Origin of the sequence: Nocardioides sp. GY 10113 (genome assembly GCF_004919105.1) — a bacterium.
Taxonomy (GTDB): Bacteria; Actinomycetota; Actinomycetes; order Propionibacteriales; family Nocardioidaceae; genus Nocardioides.
Genome location: NZ_STGK01000024.1, coordinates 1 through 18,644, shown reverse-complemented (window position 1 = coordinate 18,644; position 18,644 = coordinate 1). Strand labels below are relative to the sequence as shown.

The following is an 18,644-nucleotide window of genomic DNA, read 5'->3' as shown; positions in this document are numbered from 1 at the left end:
CACGGTCGTGTGCCTGAGACCTGCCGATAGGGGGTTCTCAGGCACACGACCGCGGCTCCGGGACCCAGGCCGGCGTACCGGCGGCTCAGGAGGTCCCGGCGTCCGCGTCCGAGCCGAGGTCCAGGGTGGTGGTCCGCTCCTTGCCGCTGCGCTCGTAGGTGACGGTGACCCGGTCGCCGGGGCGGTAGGCGCGGATGGTGGCGATCAGGGAGTCGGCGCCGGAGACCTGGTGCTCGTCGATCCGGGTGATCACGTCGCCTGCCCGCAGCCCCGCCGCGCCGGCGGCGGAGCCGTCGCCGACGTTGCGGATCAGGGCGCCGTCGACCACCTGGGCCGCCGGTACGCCGGCCTGGGCCGGCACGTCGCTGACGCTGATCCCCAGCCGGGCGTGGGTCGGGGCCTCGCCGGCCTCGAGCTGCTCGACGATCGGGAGGATCTCGTCGACCGGGATCGCGAACCCGAGGCCGATCGAGCCGGCCTCGGTGTTCGCGGAGCCGGTGCTGCGGATGGAGGCGTTGATCCCGACCAGGTTGCCGTTCATGTCCACCAGCGCGCCTCCGGAGTTGCCGGGGTTGATCGCGGCGTCGGTCTGGATCGCCGGGTACGCCGTGATGTTGCCCTGCGCGTCCTGGCCGACGTCGACCGGCCGGTCGAGCGCGGAGACGATGCCGCTGGTCACGGTGGAGTCCAGGCCGAACGGCGAGCCGATGGCGACGACCTGCTCGCCCACGTCGAGGTTGCCGGACTTGCCGATGGTGATCGGCGCCAGGCCCGTGGCGCCGTCCACCTTCACCAGCGCGGTGTCGGTGAGCGGGTCGGTGCCGACGAGGCTGGCTGTGGACTTCGTGCCGTCGTTGAAGGAGACGGTGATGCTGGCCTGGCTGGGGTCGACGCTGCCGCCCAGGCTGACCACGTGGTCGTTGGTGAGGATCAGGCCGTCGGCGTCGAGGACGACGCCCGAGCCGCTGCCGCCGCCCTGCCCGCCGGAGACGTCCAGCTTGACCACCGACGGCAGCACCTTGGCTGCGACCTCCTCGACGCTGCCGGCGGCCGCGGGGGCGTCCGGGGTGTCGGCGACCGCGAGGGAGGAGCTCGGGGAGCCGGCGGTGTCGTCGGAGACGGTCGTCCACAGCGCGGCGCCGGCGAACCCGGCACTGCCCCCGACCAGCAGCGCGCCGCTGAGGACGGCGACCGCGAAGCCCGTGCGCTGGGGCCGGCGCGTCGCGTACGGGGATGTCGACGGCGCGGACGAGGGAGGCAGCGGGGGCGGGGGCATCGGGGGCAGTGCCTGGCTCATGTCCCTCACTCTCGTGCGCGTCTCTGTGAGATCTCTGAGACGCGGGTGAGGGTCTGCTCAAGAGTGGCCCGGCACATGCGACAGGCCCGCGGGGTGCACCCCCGCGGGCCTGTTCCGCCGGTCCGGGCCGTGGGCCCGTCGCCTCACACCTGGCGCTGCTGGCCCTCCCAGTACGGCGCCCGCAGGGACCGCTTGAGGATCTTGCCGGTCGGGTTGCGCGGCAGTGCCGGGATGATGTCGATCGACTTCGGCGCCTTGAAGTGCGCGAGCCGCTCCCGGCACCACTCGATCAGCTCGACCTCGGAGGCCTCGGTGCCCTCCTCGAGCGCGACGACGGCCTTGACCGCCTCGCCCCACTTCTCGTCCGGCACGCCGATCACGGCGACCTCGAGCACGGCCGGGTGCTCGGAGAGCACCCGCTCCACCTCGGGGGAGTACACGTTCTCCCCGCCGGTGATGATCATGTCCTTGAGCCGGTCGGAGACGTAGACGTAGCCGTCGGCGTCGATGTGGCCCATGTCGCCGGTGCGGAACCAGCCGTCGTCCGTGATCACCTCGGCGGTGGCCTCCGGCTTGTTCAGGAAGCCCTTCATCAGCTGGTCGGTGCGCAGCCAGATCTCGCCGTGCTCGCCGGTCGGCAGGTCGGTCAGCAGCGCGGGGTCGACGATCCGCACCTCGACGCCGGGGATCGGCTTGCCCGCCGACAGCAGCCGCTCGGGGTGCCCCTCGGCCGCTGCGGTGCGGTGATCCTCGGGCATCAGGTGGGTGGCCACGCCGCCGACCTCGGTCAGGCCGTAGACCTGGATGAAGTCGGTGTCGGGCCAGGCCGCCATCGCCGCCCGCAGCAGCGGCGGCGGCATCGGCGCGGCGCCGTACGTGTAGGTCTTGAGGTGGCTGAAGAGCTTGATCGCGTCCTCGCCGGAGTGCAGCACCTGGGCGAGGACCGCCGGCACCAGGAAGGTCCGGTTCGCGCCGGCCAGGATCGCGCCGGCCAGCGAAGCCCCGTCGGCCTCGCGGGTCATCACGCTCGGCACGCCGTCGTGGATGCCGAACAGGACGTACGACGACCCTCCGACGTGGAACAGCGGCATCGCCACCATCGACTTGTCGCCGGGGTCGAAGCCCCAGCCGTCGTGGGCGTTCACGGTGTGCGCCACCATGTTGCGGTGGGTCAGCTGGATGCCCTTGGGGCGGCCGGTGGTGCCTGAGGAGTACATGATCAGGCAGACGTCGTCCTCGAGCACGTCCGGGCCGTCGTCGACGGGGGTCGCGTCGGCCAGGAACTGCTCGTACTCGTCGCCCTCGTCGCCCTCGGGGGTGACGGTGATGATCCGCTCGACGTGCGGGAGGCGGTCGCGGATCTCCTCGATGGTCGGCATCAGCTCGGTGCCGACGAAGAGCACCTTGGCTCCCGAGTCGTTGACGGCGTAGTCGATCTCGTCGCCGGCCGAGCGCCAGTTGATGATCGCGTTCGCGGCGCCGATCGACCCGGCGGCGAGGCTGACCTCGACGCAGGCGGGGTGGTTCTTGTCGAGGAAGGAGACGACGTCGCCGCGGGCGACCCCGAGGTCGCGCAGCCCGCCGGCGGCGCGCTGCACGCGGTCGTACCACTGCGCCCAGGTCCAGGTGCGGCCCAGGTAGGTCATCGCCTCGGCATCGGGCGTCGCCGCTGCCCAGTGCTTGAGGCGGTCGTCGAGGTACGTCGGCGCCGGCGGGATCGCCGGTGGCCAGGAAATCGGAGCGTCGTCGGTCGCAGTCACGTCGCGATTGTGTCCGAGATCACAGGGTGGCTCAAGGAAAACGCCGACCTCCGCCACCTTCTGTTTACCTGGGGACGAGCGAGTGGTTACCTGCGGCCGTGAGGATCGATCGGTGACGCTGTCCCCGACGCCACTGCTCCGTGGCGCGCTCGCGCCCGCGCCGCGGACGCTGGTCGACATCGTGTGGGCGACCGCCCGGGCGCACCCCGACGCCACCGCGCTGGACAGCGGGGCCGACACCGTCACCTACGCCGAGTTCATCGAGGCCGCCGAGGCGCTGGCCGCCGAGCTGGCCGAGCTCGGCATCGGCCGCGGCGACCGGGTCGGCGTCCGCGCGCCCTCGGGGACCACCGACCTCTACGTCGCGATCATGGGCATCCTGTTCGCCGGCGCCGCCTACGTCCCGGTCGACGCCGAGGACCCCGACGACCGCGCCCGGCTGGTCTTCGGCGAGGCGGGGGTGGCCGCGGTGATCGGGGACGGCCTGGCGATCACACCGGTCGGGGAGCCCCGCGAGCCGCTCGCCGCGGTGGTGCCGCCGGGCGTCGACGACGACGCCTGGATCATCTTCACCTCCGGCTCCACCGGCACCCCCAAGGGCGTGGCCGTCTCGCACCGCAACGCCGCCGCTTTCGTCGACGCCGAGTCCCGGATGTTCCTCCAGGAGGAGCCGATCGGGCCGGCGGACCGGGTGATGGCCGGGCTGAGCGTCGCCTTCGACGCCAGCTGCGAGGAGATGTGGCTGGCCTGGCGCTACGGCGCGACGCTGGTGCCCGCGCCGCGCGCGCTGGTCCGCAGCGGCGTCGACGTCGGCGGCTGGCTGGCGGCCAACGAGATCACGGTGGTCTCGACCGTGCCCACGCTGATCAGCCTCTGGCCCGACGACTCGATCTCCCGGGTCCGGCTCTTGATCCTCGGCGGCGAGGCGCTGCCGCCCGAGCTGGCCGCCCGCCTGGTCCGCGACGGCCGGGAGGTGTGGAACACCTACGGACCCACCGAGGCCACCGTGGTCGCGTGCGGAGCCCAGGTCACCGCCGAGGGGCCGGTCCGGATCGGCCTCCCGTTGGACGGCTGGGACCTGGCGGTGGCCGACGCCGACGGCCGCCCGGTGGCCGAGGGGGAGCGCGGCGAGCTGATCATCGGGGGCGTCGGGCTGGCTCGCTACCTGGATCCCGCCAAGGACGCCGAGAAGTACGCGCCGATGCCGACCCTCGGCTGGGACCGTGCCTACCGCAGCGGCGACATCGTCGTGAACGACCCTGCCGGCCTGCTCTTCGCCGGCCGCGCCGACGACCAGATCAAGCTCGGCGGCCGGCGGATCGAGCTCGGGGAGATCGACTCCGCGCTGCTGGCGCTGCCGGGCGTCGCCGCGGCCGCGGCCGCCGTACGACGCTCGGCGACCGGCAACCAGCTGCTGGTCGGCTACGTCGCCCTGGACGTCGCCGTGGACGCCTTCGACGCCCACGCCGCCACCGCCCACCTGCGCGCGACCATGCCCGCGGCGCTGGTGCCGCGGCTGGCCGTGGTCGAGGAGATCCCGACCCGGACCTCGGGCAAGGTCGACCGCGACGCGCTGCCGTGGCCGCTGGTCGGCGGCGGCACGGCGGGGAAGCGGGAGGTCGCCGGCTTCACGCCCACGATGGCCCGGATCGCCGAGGTGTGGGAGCAGGTGATCGGAGCCGGCCCCGACGGCCCCGAGACCGACTTCTTCGACCTCGGCGGCGGCAGCCTGACCGCCGCGCAGGTGGTCACCATGCTCCGCGCCGAGCACCCCGAGGTCACCGTGGGCGACGTCTACGCCCACCCCACGCCCCGCGAGCTGGCCGCGTTCCTCGACGCGCTGGACAGCCAGGTGCTGACCCAGCAGAAGCGGAGGGTCGCCCCGATCCCGCGCAAGTCGCAGGTGGCCCAGGCGCTGGCGGTGCCGGCGCTGCGCCTGCTCGCGGTGCCCCGCTGGCTGGCCTGGACGGCGCTCGGGTCCCGGCTCGCCCACGACCTGTACGGCGTCGACGCGGTGCCCGCGCCGTCCTGGCCCTGGGTGCTGATCGGCCTGGCCCTCTTCGTCAGCCCGCCCGGGCGGATCCTGATCGCCGCCGGCGCCATCCGCGCCACGCTGGCCGGGATCCGCCCCGGCGACTACCCGCGCGGCGGGAAGGTCCACCTGCGGCTGTGGGCCGCGGAGCGGATCGGCGACCAGCTCGGCGCGGTCAGCCTCGCCGGCGCGCCGTGGCTGCCCTGGTACGCCCTGCTGCTCGGCGCCCGGATCGGGTTCAACGCCGACCTGCACACGCTGCCCCCGGTGACCGGCAACCTGCGGGTCGGCAAGGGCGCCTCGATCGAGCCCGAGGTCGACCTCTCCGGCTACTGGATCGACGGCAACACGCTGCACCTGGGGTCGGTGGTCGTCGGCAAGCGGGCCCGGATCGGCACCCGGACGATGCTCGGCCCCGGCGCCGTGATCGGCGACGACGCGGAGATCGCGCCCGGCTCCGCGGTCTTCGGCACCGTCCCCGAGGGCGAGTTCTGGAGCGGCGCCCCCGCGTCCCGGATGAGCCGCAGCGCCCGCGGGCCGTGGGACGAGCGCCCCCGCGCCAGCCGCGGCTGGTCCGCGGCGTACGGCGCGCTGGCGCTGCTGCTCGGCTCGCTGCCGCTGCTGGCGGCGGCGATCACAGTGGCCGTGCTGCTCCCGATCGCCGACCCCACGGGCTCCGAGCGGCCGATCGACCTGCTCTGGCTGGTGGTGCCCGGGACCCTGCTGGGGTGGCCGGTGCTCGCCGGCCTGGTGCTGCTGGTGGTCCGGGCGCTCGGCGCCGGCCTGGAGCCCGGCGCGCACCCGGTGCGCAGCCCCCAGGCGCTGCGGGTGTGGGGCACGATCCGGGTCCTCGACGAGGCCCGGACCTGGCTGTTCCCGCTCTACAGCTCCCAGCTCACGCCGCTGTGGCTGCGGCTGCTCGGCGCGCGGATCGGGAAGGACGTCGAGGCCTCGACCGTGTTGATGATCCCGTCGCTGTGCCACGTGAACGACCAGGCGTTCCTGGCCGACGACACGCTGATCGGCGGCTACGAGCTCGGCGGCGGCTGGCTGCGCGCGGAGCGGGTCAAGGTCGGCAAGCGGGCCTTCGTCGGCAACTCCGCGATGGCGGCCCCGGGGCGCAAGGTGCCCAAGCGGTCGCTGGTGGCGGTGCTCTCCGCGGCCCCGCGCCGCAAGGCGATGCAGGCCGGCGAGTCCTGGCTGGGCAGCCCGCCGGCGCCGCTGCGCCGCGCCGAGCAGGCGAGCAGCGACGAGCGCACGTATGCGCCGCCGACGCGGCTCAAGGTCGCCCGCGCCGCCTGGGAGGTGGCGCGCCTGCTGCCCGTGCTGCTCACCGTGACCCTCACCGCGCTGGTGGCGGTGGCCACGCTGGCGGCCTGGGACGCCGGCGGCGTGCTCGCCGCGGTGCTCGCCCTGGCCGGGGGACTGCTGGCCGCCGGGGCGCTGGCGGCGCTGGTGGCGGTGGCCGCCAAGTGGCTGCTGATCGGCCGGGTCGGCCGGGGCAGCCACCCGCTGTGGAGCTCCTTCGTGTGGCGCAACGAGCTCGCCGACACCTTCGTCGAGGTGCTCGCGGTGCCCTGGTTCGCCGGGTTGGCGACAGGGTCCCCGCTGCTCAACGCCTGGTTCCGGGCGATGGGCGCGCGGGTCGGGCGCGGCGTGTGGTGCGAGACGTACTGGCTGCCCGAGGCCGACCTCGTCACGCTCGGGGACGGCGCGACCGTCAACCAGGGCAGCGTCGTGCAGACGCACCTCTTCCACGACCGGCTGCTGGCCACCGACGGGGTGACGCTGCTCGCCGGCGCCACCCTCGGGTCCAACTCGGTCGTGCTGCCCGCCGCCGGCATTGGTCGGCACGCTACGGTCGGTCCGGTGTCGTTGGTGATGAGAGGCGAGACCGTGCCGCACAAGACCCGCTGGATCGGGAACCCGATCGGACCCTGGGTCGACGAGCAGGTCGACGAGCAGGTCGACCACTGATGCCGAACTCGCTGCCGACGGCCGACCCCTACCTGCCCGGGCACGGCGACCCCGCCTACCGGGTCCACCACTACGACCTCGAGATCGGCTACACCGTCGACGGGAACCGCCTGGACGGCACCGCGGTGCTCGACCTGGAGGTGCTCGAGCCGACCCGCCGGATCGTGCTCGACCTGATCGGCCTCTCCGTGGGCAAGGTCCGGCTGACCGGCGCCGCGCGGCTGCGCCGCTTCGACCACCGGGACGGACGCCTGGTGCTGACGCTGGCCGCGGAGGCCGCGCCCGGCGACCGGATGTCCGCGACGGTCCGCTACTCCGGCAAGCCCGCCCCGGTGATCGACCGCCACCACGGGGACGCCGGCTGGGAGGAGCTCACCGACGGGTCGATCGTGGCGGCCCAGCCGCACGGCGCGCCGACCTGGTTCCCGTGCAACGACCGGGCCGGCGACAAGGCGACGTACGCGATCGCCGTCACCGCGCCCGCGGGCTACCACGTGGTCGCCAACGGCGAGCTGGCCGAGCACCGCCGGCGGGGGAGCGCCGAGACCTGGTCCTACGTGATGGACCGGCCGATGTCGACGTACCTGGCCACCGTCCAGATCGGCCGCTACCGGGTCCGCGAGCACCGGGCCGCTCCCGGGACGCCGCCGATCCGCACCGTGGTCCCCGAGGCCCTGCCGGCGGGCCTGCTCGCGGGCTGCTTCGACCAGCAGCCGGCGATGATGGAGGCGTTCCAGCGCTGGTTCGGTCCCTACCCGTTCACCTCCTACGCCGCCGTGGTCACCGACGACGACCTGGAGATCCCGCTCGAGAGCCAGGGGCTGTCCACCTTCGGCCGCAACTTCTGCTCGACCGACTGGTCCCAGGTGCGGCTGATCGCCCACGAGCTGGCCCACCAGTGGTTCGGCAACGCGGTCACCCTGGCCCGCCAGCGCGACATCTGGCTGCACGAGGGCTTCGCCTGCTACAGCGAGTGGCTGTGGTCGGAGGAGAGCGGCGGCCCGCGCAGCTGCGACGGCTGGGCGCGCCACCACCACGCGCGGCTGGTCGAGGCGAGGCAGGACCTGCTGCTGGCCGACCCCGGCCCGGAGCTGATGTTCGACGACCGGGTCTACAAGCGCGGGGCGCTCGCCCTGCACGCGCTGCGACGGTCGGTCGGCGACGACGCGTTCTTCGCCGTGCTGCGCGGCTGGGTGGAGCGGTACGCCGGAGGCTCGGTCACCACCGAGGACTTCCTCGCCTTCGCCGGCGAGTCGACGGGTGCCGACGTCGCGGCCCTGCTCGACCCCTGGCTGAACCGCACCGCGCTGCCGCCGTACCCGGCCTGAGTGCGAACGACCCCGGCCACCAGGAGGTGACCGGGGTCGTCGTCGGCGTCGCGGGGCTCAGGCCCAGCGCTCCTCGCGCGGGACGAAGTCCAGCGTGCGCTCGCCGGTGTAGATCTGCTTCGGCCGGGCGATCTTCTGCTCCTTGTCCTGGACCAGTTCGAGCCACTGGGCCAGCCAGCCGGGGGTGCGGCCGATCGCGAAGAGCACGGTGAACATCTCCGGCGGGAACTGCAGCGCCTCGTAGATGAGACCGGAGTAGAAGTCCACGTTCGGGTAGAGCTTGCGCTTGACGAAGTACTCGTCCTCGAGCGCGATCTTCTCCAGCTCCTGGGCGACCTCGAGGAGCGGATTGACGCCGGTCACCTCGAAGACGTCGTCGCAGGCCTTCTTGATGATCTTGGCGCGCGGGTCGTAGTTCTTGTAGACCCGGTGGCCGAAGCCCATCAGCCGCTCGTTGCCGGCCTTGACGCCCTCGATGAAGGCGGGGATCTCGGACTTGTTGCCGATCCGGCGCAGCATCCGCAGCACCGCCTCGTTGGCGCCGCCGTGCAGCGGGCCGTAGAGCGCGCCGATGCCGGCCGAGACCGCGGAGTACGGGTCGACCTGCGAGGAGCCGACCGAGCGGACCGCGTTCGTCGAGCAGTTCTGCTCGTGGTCGGCGTGCAGGATGAAGAGGGTGTCCAGCGCCTTCGCGATGCGCGCGTCGGGCTCGTAGGTGACCTCGCTCATCTTGAACAGCATCGAGAGGAAGTTCTCGGCGTAGGAGAGGTCGTTGTCCGGGTAGACGTACGGCTTGCCCTGCGCGTGGCGGAACGCCCAGGCGCCCAGCGTCGGCATCTTCGCGATCATCCGCACGATCTGGATGTGGCGGTTGTCCGCGTCGGCGATGTTGCCGGACTCGGGGTAGAACGTCGACAGGGCCCCCACCGACGCCATCAGCATCCCCATCGGGTGCGCGTCGTACCGGAAGCCCTGCATGAAGCTCTTCACGTTCTCGTGCACGAACGTGTGGAAGGTGATCTCGTGCTCCCACGCCTCGTACTCCGCCTTCGTCGGGAGTGCGCCGTGGATCAGCAGGTAGGCGACCTCGAGGAAGCTCGAGTTCTCCGCCAGCTGCTCGATCGGGTAGCCCCGGTACTCCAGGATCCCCTTCTCCCCGTCGATGTAGGTGACGGAGCTGCGGCAGGAGGCGGTGTTGACGAAACCGGGGTCGTAGACGGCCAGGCCGGGCTGCTCCGCGTCGACCTTGATCTGTCCGAGGTCTGCGGCTTTGATGGTGCCGTCGAGGATCGGAATGTCATACTCCGCGCCGGTGCGGTTGTCGCGTACGGTGAGAGAGTCAGTCACTCCTGCACCGTAGCCCTACCGTGAGTACGCCGGTAACCCGGTGTCCGAATTCGGGGCAGTTGCGCGCTGCTGGCGGGCGCCCCGCGGTTTTGACCCACCGCCCGCGCCGCCCGTAATCTTGGAGGTCGCGTCCCCTGCCGCCTCATGTCCGCGTGCTCTGCATCGAAGAGCGTGTCGGACCGGGGCAGTCCCGGATCGCTCGTGGATCGCCGTGAGGTGAGCACGCGTGGGCCGGGCTGAGTTCGTCAGAGGACGCGGGTGCCGCGCCGCCGTACAGCGGTCGGCTCCAGCCGGTCCACGAATCGCGTGGGCTGGTCCACGAACGACCAGAGAGTGAACGTATCCATGCGTACGTACGCCCCGAAGCCCGGCGACGTCGAGCGCCAGTGGCTCGTGATCGACGCGACCGACATCGTGCTCGGCCGCCTCGCCGTGACCACCGCGAACCTGCTCCGCGGCAAGCACAAGCCGATCTTCGCCCCGAACGCTGACACCGGTGACTACGTCATCATCGTCAACGCCGAGAAGGTCGCCCTGAGCGGCAAGAAGCGCACCGACAAGCTCGTCTACCGCCACTCCGGTTTCCCGGGTGGTCTGACCGCCACCCCGATCGGTGAGGTCCTGGACAAGGACGCCCGCAAGGCCATCGAGAAGGCCGTCTGGGGCATGCTCCCCAAGAACCGCCTCGGTCGCCAGATGATCAAGAAGCTGAAGGTCTACAACGGCCCGGCTCACCCGCACCAGGCCCAGCAGGCCGTCCCGTTCGAGATCACCCAGATCTCCCAGTGACTCGTTGACCGAAGACAGGAACTAAGGACTCATCGTGGCTGAAACCACCAACACCGAGGTCGAGGAGACCTTCGACGTCGACGAGCAGGGTGTCGCCTACACCAGCGAGAGCACTGCCTCGGCCGCCGACGCCGCCGCCCGCCCCGCCACCATCGCCCCCGCCTCGGCCACCGGCCGTCGCAAGGAGGCCGTGGCCCGCGTCCGGATCGTCCCGGGCACCGGCGAGTGGAAGGTCAACGGTCGGACCCTCGACTCGTACTTCCCGAACAAGCTGCACCAGCAGGTCGTCAACGAGCCCTTCGTGGCCGCCGGCCTCGAGGGCCGCTTCGACGTCATCGCCCGCATCCACGGCGGTGGCATCACCGGTCAGGCCGGCGCCCTGCGCCTCGGCGTGGCCCGCGCCCTCAACGCCGTCGACGCCGAGGCGAACCGCCCGGTCCTGAAGAAGGCCGGTCTGCTCACCCGCGACGCGCGTGCGATCGAGCGCAAGAAGGCCGGTCTCAAGAAGGCCCGCAAGGCGCCGCAGTACAGCAAGCGCTGATCCGGGGCCGCGTGCCGGCGCCCGTGGAACCACACCACGAGCGTCCGGCGCCGCCCGGTACGACGGGACCATGCTCCGCTCTGGCGGAGCGTGGTCCCGTTGTCGTTTGATGGCAGGATTCACAAGGGTGTGAGAGGAGAGTCGTGGGCCGCATCTTCGGGACCGACGGTGTCCGCGGGCTGGCGAACGGTGAGCTGACCGCCGAGCTGGCGCTGGATCTGGGGGTCGCCGCGGCGCGGGTGCTGGCCGCCCACGCGGGGGACCGACCTCGACCCGCCGGGCGGGTGCGCCCGCTCGCCGTGGTCGGGCGCGACACCCGGATCTCGGGCCAGTTCCTGGAGCACGCGATCGTCGCGGGGCTGGCCTCGGCCGGCGTCGACGTGCTGCTGCTGCGGGTGCTGCCCACGCCGGGGGTGGCCTACCTGACCGACGCGCTCGAGGCGGACGCCGGGGTGGTGATCAGCGCCTCCCACAACCCGATGCCCGACAACGGGATCAAGTTCCTCGCGCGCGGCGGGGTGAAGCTGGACGACGCCATCGAGGCCGAGATCGAGGCGTTCCTCGGCCAGGAGTGGGACCGCCCGACCGGCGGCGACGTCGGCCGGGTCTCCGAGTACGGCCCGACGGTCGAGGAGTACGCCGCCCACCTGGTCGCCACGCTGCCGCAGACCGGCTCCGACGTGCTGCCGCTGGACGGGCTGCGCGTGGTCCTCGACTGCGCCCACGGCGCCGCGCACGCGGTCGGCCCCCAGGCGCTGCGCGCCGCCGGCGCCACCGTGATCGCGATCGGTGCGGAGCCCGACGGCCTCAACATCAACGCGGGCGTCGGCTCCACCCACCTGGACCACCTGCGCGCCGCCGTGCTGGCGCACGGCGCGGACGCCGGGTTCGCCGTCGACGGCGATGCGGACCGCTGCCTGGCGGTCGACCACACCGGTGCGGACGTCGACGGCGACCAGATCATGGCGATCATGGCGCTCGGCCTGCTCGACGACGGCCGGCTGGCCGACGACACCCTCGTGGCCACGGTGATGAGCAACCTCGGCCTGCTGAAGGCGATGGAGGCCGCGGGCATCCACGTGAAGCAGACCGCGGTCGGTGACCGCTACGTGCTCGAGGAGATGCGCAACGGCGGCTACAGCCTCGGCGGCGAGCAGTCCGGCCACGTCATCCTGCGCGACCACGCCACGACCGGCGACGGCGTGCTGACCGCCCTCCACGTGCTGCAGCGGATGGCCCGGACCGGCAAGTCGCTGGCCGAGCTGGCCGGCGTCGTCACGCGGCTGCCGCAGGTGCTGGTCAACGTCGACGGCGTGGACAAGGCGCGCGCCGCGACGGACGAGGCCCTGCTGGCCGCCGTCGCCGAGGCCGAGGACGGCCTGGCCGGCGACGGCCGGGTGCTGCTGCGCCCCTCGGGCACCGAGCCGCTGGTCCGGGTGATGGTCGAGGCCCCGACCGCCGCGCAGGCGCAGACGGTCGCCGACAGCCTCGCCGACGTCGTCCGGGAGCGGCTGGGCTGAGACTGAGACCGGCCGGCGGGCCGGTCCCGAAGAGCCCCCTGGCCCCCGGGCCGCAGGGGTCCGATAGAAAGTCCGGCATGGACGGACCCACGCTGGCGGTCGAGGACCTCGGCAAGAGCTTCGGGGCGGTGCGGGCCGTGGACGGCCTCAGCTTCACCGTGCGCCCTGGCGCCGTCACCGGCTTCCTCGGCCCCAACGGCGCGGGCAAGACCACCACGCTGCGGATGCTGCTCGGCCTCACCACGCCGACGCAGGGGCGCGCGCTGATCGGCGGACGCGCCTACGCCGAGCACCCGGTGCCGGCGCGGCTGGTCGGCGCCGCGCTGGAGGCCTCCGGCTTCCACCCCGGCCGATCCGGGCTGGCGCACCTGGAGGTCTACGCCGCGCAGGCCGGTGTCGGCCGGGCCAGGTGTCGCGAGCTGATCGAGATGGTCGGCCTCGGGGCCGCCGCCACGCGCCGCGTCGGCGGCTACTCGATGGGCATGCGGCAGCGGCTCGGGCTGGCCACGGCCCTGCTCGCCGACCCGCCGGCGATCGTCCTCGACGAGCCCACCAACGGGCTGGATCCCGAGGGGATCCGCTGGATGCGCGGGCTGCTGCGCACCTTCGCGGACGAGGGTCGCACCGTGCTCGTCTCCAGCCACCTGCTCTCGGAGGTGCAGCACACCGTCGACGACGTGGTGATCATCGCCCGCGGCCGCCTGGTGAGCGCCTCCTCGCTCGCCGACCTCAGCGCGCGGGCCGTGCCGTCGACGTACGTCGAGGCGCCGGACCGGGCCGCGCTCGACCGGCTCTGCGCCGACCGGGGCTGGACCGCCCGGTCCGATGGCGCGGGCCTGCTGCTCGAGGGGATCGGCGGCGCGGACGTCGGCGCCGCGGCGTACGGGTCCGGGGTCGAGCTGCACCAGCTCGTGACCCGCGGTGGCGACCTGGAGGACCTGTTCCTCCGGATGACGGGGGAGTCGCGATGAGGTTCGCGCTGGTCGCCGAGTACCGCAAGCTCGTCAGCACCCGCCTGTGGTGGCTGCTGCTGATCGTGCTCGCGGCCTACCTCGCGTTCATCGGGGGCGTGATGGCCGCCTCGATCGTCCTCGCGCCCGCCGACCAGGCGCTGCCGGTGGCGGGCGAGCAGGCCGCAGCCGGGGTCTACGGCCTGGTCAACGCCATCGGGTACGTCTTCCCGCTGGTGATCGGCAGCCTGCTGGTGACCTCGGAGTTCCGGCACCGGACGATCACCGAGTCGCTCCTGGTCGAGCCGCGCCGCGGCGTGCTGCTCGCCGGCAAGCTGCTCCTCGCGGTGCCGCTGGGCCTCCTGTACGGCGTCGTCGGCACGGCGGCGCTGGCCGGCACGGCCGGACCGCTGCTCGCGTGGCGCGGGGACGGCGCCTACCTGACCGACCCCGACGTCCTCGCGGTACTGGGGCTCGGCGTGGTGGTCACGGCGCTGTGGGCGGTGATCGGCGTCGCGTTCGGCGCGGTGGTGCCCAACCAGGTCGCCGCGATCGTCGGGCTGCTCGCGTTCACCCAGTTCGTCGAACCCGTCGCGCGGCTCGCGCTCGGAGCGTTCGAGGCCACCGCGTCGGTGGGCAGGTTCCTGCCCGGCGCCGCCGCCGACGGGCTGATCGGGGTGAGCCTGCTCGGCGAGATGGGCGGAGGCTCGGCGGACCTGCTGCCGCGGTGGGCCGCGCTGCTGGTCCTGGTCGGGTACGCCGCCGTGCTCGCGCTCGTGGGTCGGCTCACCACGCTGCGTCGCGACATCGGCTAGCCGATCGACATCGGCTGGCCGATCGACATCGGCTGGCCGCGACGCCCGCCGGGCCGCTCAGCGCCAGGTGACCGGGCTCCCCTCGGCGTTGCTGTAGGCGCCGGTCGGCGGCGCGTACTGCGCGGCCGCGACCGCCCGCGGCTCGCGGGCCAGGTAGGGCACGCAGCTGGAGATGCTGCGGCCGTCGCGGAAGCCCGACGGGAAGGTGACGGCCGTGCAGTGGTCCCAGTCGCCGATCACGTAGAGCGTCTGCGCCGCCGCTCCGTCGTCCAGCACGCCCCTGACCGACTCGTTGATCGAGCGGTCGGCCATCGTTCGGCTGCCGGCGACCCCGGTCACCGAGAATCGGACGTAGTAGGGCACGTACCCCTCGGCCTGCTCGCCGAGGTCGAGCTCGGTGAGGTCCTCGGGTGCGCCGCGCTCGATCTGGTCCACCGCGATCCGGACCCGTCCCTCGCCCGCCCCGGCGGCGTAGGAGACGACCGCCGACTGGCCCAGCCGGAGCCGGGACCCCGGCGGCGTCAGCCCCGTCCCGCTACCCGTGCCCGCGACCGTGGCTGTCCCGGTACCGGTGGGTCGCGGGGGCGCGTCCCCGGCGCGGCCGGGGTCGGCGGCACTGCAGGCGCCCAGGAACAGCGCGCCGGCGAGCGCCAGTGCGGGCAGGGCAGGGGAGCGCCTCCGAGACGACATGCCTGCGGTATGCCCGACAGCGGCGGCGCCAAACCGGTGCGCGTCGGTTCAGATCTTGCGCAGCCGCACGTAGCGCACCGAGTGGTCCGCGTCCTTGCGCAGCACCAGCGTGGCCCGGGACCGCGTCGGCAGCACGTTCTGCTCCAGGTTCGGGCCGTTGATGGTGTCCCAGATCCGGCGGGCCTCGTCCACCGCGCTGTCGTGGGTGAGCGCGGCGTACTTGGCGAAGTAGGAGTTGGGGTCGCGGAACGCGGTCTCGCGCAGACGCAGGAACCGATCGACGTACCACTCCCGGATGTGGCCGACCTTGGCGTCGATGAAGATCGAGAAGTCGAAGAAGTCCGACAGGCCCAGCCCGGTGCGGCCGTCGGCGCGCACGCGCGCGGGCTGCAGCACGTTGAGGCCCTCGATGATCACGATGTCGGGGCGCTTCACCACGACCTTCTCGTCGGGCACCACGTCGTAGACCAGGTGGGAGTAGACCGGCGCCTCGACCTCGTCCTTGCCGGACTTGATGTCGACCACGAACTTCATCAGCGCCCGCCGGTCGTAGGACTCCGGGAAGCCCTTGCGCTGCAGCAGCCCGCGGCGGACCAGCTCGGCGTTGGGGTAGAGGAATCCGTCGGTCGTGACCAGCTCCACGTTCGGGTGCTCGGGCCAGCGGGCCAGCAGCTGCTGGAGCACCCGCGCGCTGGTCGACTTGCCCACCGCGACCGACCCGGCCAGGCCGATCACGAACGGGGTGCGCGGCGGCGTGCCCGCGTGCAGGAACGCCTCCTGGGCGCGGTGCAGCTTGCCGGCGGACTCGACGTACAGACTGAGCAGTCGCGACAGCGGCAGGTAGACCTCGACGATCTCGCGCAGGTCGAGCTGGTCGCCCAGGCCGCGCAACCGGCTCACCTCGCCGGCGGTGAGGGGGCTCTCCGTCTCCGAGGCCAGGGCCGCCCACGTCGCGCGCTCGAGCTCGACGTACGGCGTCGCCTCGCGCTGGGAGTCGTGGTTCGCGTGGTGCGGGTGGTGCGAGGGGTCGACGGGATGGGTGCCGCCGTTGCCGGTGTCTCCCGTCGCCATGGCCGGGATTGTTCCAGCCCGCGCGCTTCCGTGTGCGAGTGCCTCCCGGACTGGGATGGGTGGGACCGTAGAGTTCTGCGCTATGTGCGGGATCGTCGGTTATGTCGGGCCCCAGCGCGCGCAGGACGTCGTGATCGACGGCCTGCGGCGTCTGGAGTACCGCGGATATGACTCAGCGGGCGTCGCCGTCGTCCACGACGACGCGCTGTGGATGGCCAAGCGCGCGGGCAAGCTGGAGAACCTGGAGAAGGTGCTGGCCGAGGAGCCGCTGCCCGCCGCCGGCGTCGGCATCGGGCACACCCGGTGGGCCACCCACGGTCCGCCGAACGACGCCAACGCCCACCCGCACGCGGGGGAGGCCCGCCGGGTCGCGGTGGTGCACAACGGGATCATCGAGAACTTCGCCGAGCTGCGGGACCGGATCGAGGCCGACGACCACGCGTTCCTCTCCGACACCGACACCGAGATCGCCGCCCACCTGATCGAGCTGCAGGTGCAGTCCGGGGTGGACCTGACCGAGGCGATGCGCCGGGTGTGCCAGCAGCTCGACGGCGCGTTCACGCTGGTCGCCGTCGACGCGCACGACCCGGAGCGGGTGGTGGCCGCGCGCCGCAACTCGCCGCTGGTGGTCGGCCTCGGCGAGGGCGAGAACTTCCTGGGCTCCGACGTCGCCGCGTTCATCGAGCACACCCGCGAGGCGCTGGAGCTGGGGCAGGACCAGATCGTGACGCTCACCCGCGACGCGGTGCAGGTCACCGACTTCTGGGGGCGCGCGGCCGAGGTGACCCGGTTCCACGTCGACTGGGACCTGTCGGCGGCCGAGAAGGACGGCCACGACTGGTTCATGCGCAAGGAGATCTTCGAGCAGCCCCGGGCGGTCGCGGACTCGCTGATCGGCCGGCGCGGCGCGGACGGCCTGCTGCAGCTGGACGAGATGCGGCTGGCCGACGAGGAGATCCGCGAGCTCGACAAGATCATCATCATCGCCTGCGGCACGTCGTTCTACGCCGGCATGGTCGCCAAGTACGCGATCGAGCACTGGACCCGGACGCCGGTCGAGGTCGAGCTCGCCTCCGAGTTCCGCTACCGCGACCCGATCCTGGACAGCACCACCCTGGTGGTCGCGATCAGCCAGTCCGGTGAGACCGCCGACACCCTCCAGGCGATCCGGCACGCCCGCGAGCAGCGCGCCCGGGTGCTGGCGATCTGCAACACCAACGGCTCCTCGATCCCGCGCGAGTCCGACGCGGTGATCTACACCCACGCCGGACCCGAGATCGGCGTCGCCTCCACCAAGGGCTTCCTGACCCAGCTGGTGGCCTGCTACCTGCTGGCGCTGTACGTCGCGCAGGTGAAGGGCACCCGGTACGGCGACGAGATCGACGAGATCGTGGCCCAGCTCGAGGCGATCCCGTCCCAGATCGAGTCGGTGCTGGAGCAGGCGGAGTCGATCTACGGGTTGGCGCGCGACCACGTCGGCGCCCGGTCGGTGCTCTTCCTGGGCCGGCACGCCGGCTACCCGGTGGCGCTCGAGGGGGCACTCAAGCTCAAGGAGCTCGCCTACCTGCACGCCGAGGGCTTCGCCGCCGGCGAGCTCAAGCACGGGCCGATCGCCCTCGTCGAGCAAGGGCTGCCGGTGCTCTGCGTCGTACCGCCCCGGGGTCGCGACCAGCTGCACGGAAAGATGATCAGCGGCATCCAGGAGGTCCGGGCCCGCGGCGCGCGCACCATCTGCCTCGCCGAGGAGGGCGACGCCGCCATCGAGCCGTACGCCGACGAGCTGATCCGGCTGCCCAAGGTGCCGGTGCTGCTCCAGCCGCTGGTGGCGATCATCCCGTTGCAGCTGTTCGCCTGCGAGCTGGCCACGCTGCTGGGCCACGATGTCGACCAGCCCCGCAACCTCGCGAAGTCGGTCACGGTCGAGTGATCATCGGCATCGGCACCGACGTCTGCGACATCGACCGCTTCGCGGCGTCGCTGGCGCGCTCGCCGGCGCTCGCCGCCCGGCTGTTCGTCGGGGGCGAGGTGGGGCTGCCGGTGCCGTCGCTGGCCGCGCGGTTCGCGGCGAAGGAGGCGCTGGCCAAGGCGCTCGGCGCGCCCCCGGGTCTGTCCTGGCACGACGCCGAGGTGGTGCGCGAGCCGTCCGGGCGGCCCGTCTTCCAGCTGCGGGGGACCGTGGCGCTGGAGGCGGAGCGGCACGGGGTGCGGGCGGTGCACCTGACGCTGAGCCACGACGCGGGCGTGGCGACCGCCGTGGTGGTGCTGGAGGGCTGAGGGCTCTCGGTCTGGTCGTGGGTCGTCTGCCTGGGGCTGGGTCGTGTGCCTGGCGTGGGTCGTGTGCCTGAGGCATCGGTATAGCGGGGTGTGGGGCACACGCGGCGGTTCGGCACGGGTGCCTGCGTGGGTCGTGTGCCTGAGGCATCGGTATAGCGGGGTGTGGGGCACACGCGGCGATCCGGCATGGGGGGTCTGCTGCACGGATAGGTGACATCTGATCTGCGTCGATGTGTGTCGACGCTGGAAGGAT

At 72.7% G+C, this 18,644-nt stretch carries 14 protein-coding genes; 9 read left to right on the top strand and 5 right to left on the bottom strand.

The genetic code is table 11. The annotated features are described in order from the left end of the window. Positions 1–85: 85 nt before the first annotated feature. Complete coding sequence (locus E8D34_RS19985) at positions 86–1,297, bottom strand: trypsin-like peptidase domain-containing protein (RefSeq protein WP_136594847.1); 1,212 nt, start codon at positions 1,295–1,297, stop codon at positions 86–88. 143 nt (positions 1,298–1,440) lie between these two features. After that, a complete protein-coding gene (locus E8D34_RS19980) occupies positions 1,441–3,057 on the bottom strand; it encodes a long-chain-fatty-acid--CoA ligase (RefSeq protein WP_206056694.1) in 1,617 nt (538 codons plus the stop codon). Between the two features lie 112 nt (positions 3,058–3,169). Between E8D34_RS19980 and E8D34_RS19975 the strand changes: the two genes are divergently transcribed. Then, a complete protein-coding gene (locus E8D34_RS19975; protein WP_136594845.1) occupies positions 3,170–7,066 on the top strand; it encodes a Pls/PosA family non-ribosomal peptide synthetase in 3,897 nt (1,298 codons plus the stop codon). Then, positions 7,066–8,394: a M1 family metallopeptidase gene (locus E8D34_RS19970; RefSeq protein WP_136594844.1), complete on the top strand. Its 1,329-nt coding sequence runs from the start codon at positions 7,066–7,068 to the stop codon at positions 8,392–8,394. The genes E8D34_RS19975 and E8D34_RS19970 overlap by 1 nt, the downstream gene beginning before the upstream one ends. A 57-nt stretch (positions 8,395–8,451) precedes the next feature. On the opposite strand, the gene E8D34_RS19965 is transcribed toward E8D34_RS19970, so the two are convergent. Continuing rightward, the gene (locus E8D34_RS19965) at positions 8,452–9,741 is read right to left on the bottom strand and encodes a citrate synthase (RefSeq protein WP_136594843.1); all 1,290 of its coding nucleotides are present in this window, start codon (positions 9,739–9,741) and stop codon (positions 8,452–8,454) included. A 345-nt stretch (positions 9,742–10,086) separates the two neighbouring features. On the opposite strand from E8D34_RS19965, the gene rplM reads away from it, so the two are divergent. The 5 genes from rplM (at position 10,087) to E8D34_RS19940 (ending at position 14,356) form a co-directional block, all read left to right on the top strand. Then, positions 10,087–10,530 (top strand): 50S ribosomal protein L13, encoded by a 444-nt coding sequence (gene rplM / locus E8D34_RS19960; RefSeq protein WP_136594842.1) that lies wholly within the window; start codon positions 10,087–10,089, stop codon positions 10,528–10,530. A gap of 34 nt (positions 10,531–10,564) precedes the next feature. Beyond that, positions 10,565–11,071 (top strand): 30S ribosomal protein S9, encoded by a 507-nt coding sequence (gene rpsI / locus E8D34_RS19955; protein WP_136594841.1) that lies wholly within the window; start codon positions 10,565–10,567, stop codon positions 11,069–11,071. Positions 11,072–11,214: 143 nt separating this feature from the next. Beyond that, on the top strand, positions 11,215–12,591 hold the full coding sequence (gene glmM, locus E8D34_RS19950) for a phosphoglucosamine mutase (RefSeq protein WP_136594840.1): 1,377 nt from the start codon (positions 11,215–11,217) through the stop codon (positions 12,589–12,591). A 77-nt stretch (positions 12,592–12,668) separates the two neighbouring features. Then, the gene (locus E8D34_RS19945) at positions 12,669–13,562 is read left to right on the top strand and encodes an ATP-binding cassette domain-containing protein (RefSeq protein WP_136594839.1); all 894 of its coding nucleotides are present in this window, start codon (positions 12,669–12,671) and stop codon (positions 13,560–13,562) included. After that, positions 13,559–14,356 (top strand): ABC transporter permease, encoded by a 798-nt coding sequence (locus tag E8D34_RS19940; protein WP_136594838.1) that lies wholly within the window; start codon positions 13,559–13,561, stop codon positions 14,354–14,356. The genes E8D34_RS19945 and E8D34_RS19940 overlap by 4 nt, the downstream gene beginning before the upstream one ends. Before the next feature lie 57 nt (positions 14,357–14,413). Here the strand turns inward: E8D34_RS19940 and E8D34_RS19935 are convergent, their stop codons facing one another. Together E8D34_RS19935 and coaA are read right to left on the bottom strand one after the other, a co-directional pair. Continuing rightward, on the bottom strand, positions 14,414–15,046 hold the full coding sequence (locus E8D34_RS19935) for a hypothetical protein (RefSeq protein WP_136594837.1): 633 nt from the start codon (positions 15,044–15,046) through the stop codon (positions 14,414–14,416). A gap of 48 nt (positions 15,047–15,094) precedes the next feature. Beyond that, positions 15,095–16,117 (bottom strand): type I pantothenate kinase, encoded by a 1,023-nt coding sequence (gene coaA / locus E8D34_RS19930; RefSeq protein ID WP_136594836.1) that lies wholly within the window; start codon positions 16,115–16,117, stop codon positions 15,095–15,097. A gap of 82 nt (positions 16,118–16,199) precedes the next feature. Here coaA and glmS point away from each other — a divergent pair, with 82 nt between their 5' ends. Together glmS and E8D34_RS19920 are read left to right on the top strand one after the other, a co-directional pair. Continuing rightward, positions 16,200–18,044: a glutamine--fructose-6-phosphate transaminase (isomerizing) gene (gene glmS, locus E8D34_RS19925; RefSeq protein ID WP_136594835.1), complete on the top strand. Its 1,845-nt coding sequence runs from the start codon at positions 16,200–16,202 to the stop codon at positions 18,042–18,044. Next, positions 18,041–18,391 (top strand): holo-ACP synthase, encoded by a 351-nt coding sequence (locus E8D34_RS19920; protein WP_136594834.1) that lies wholly within the window; start codon positions 18,041–18,043, stop codon positions 18,389–18,391. Before glmS ends, E8D34_RS19920 begins: the two co-directional genes overlap by 4 nt. Positions 18,392–18,644: the final 253 nt, after the last annotated feature.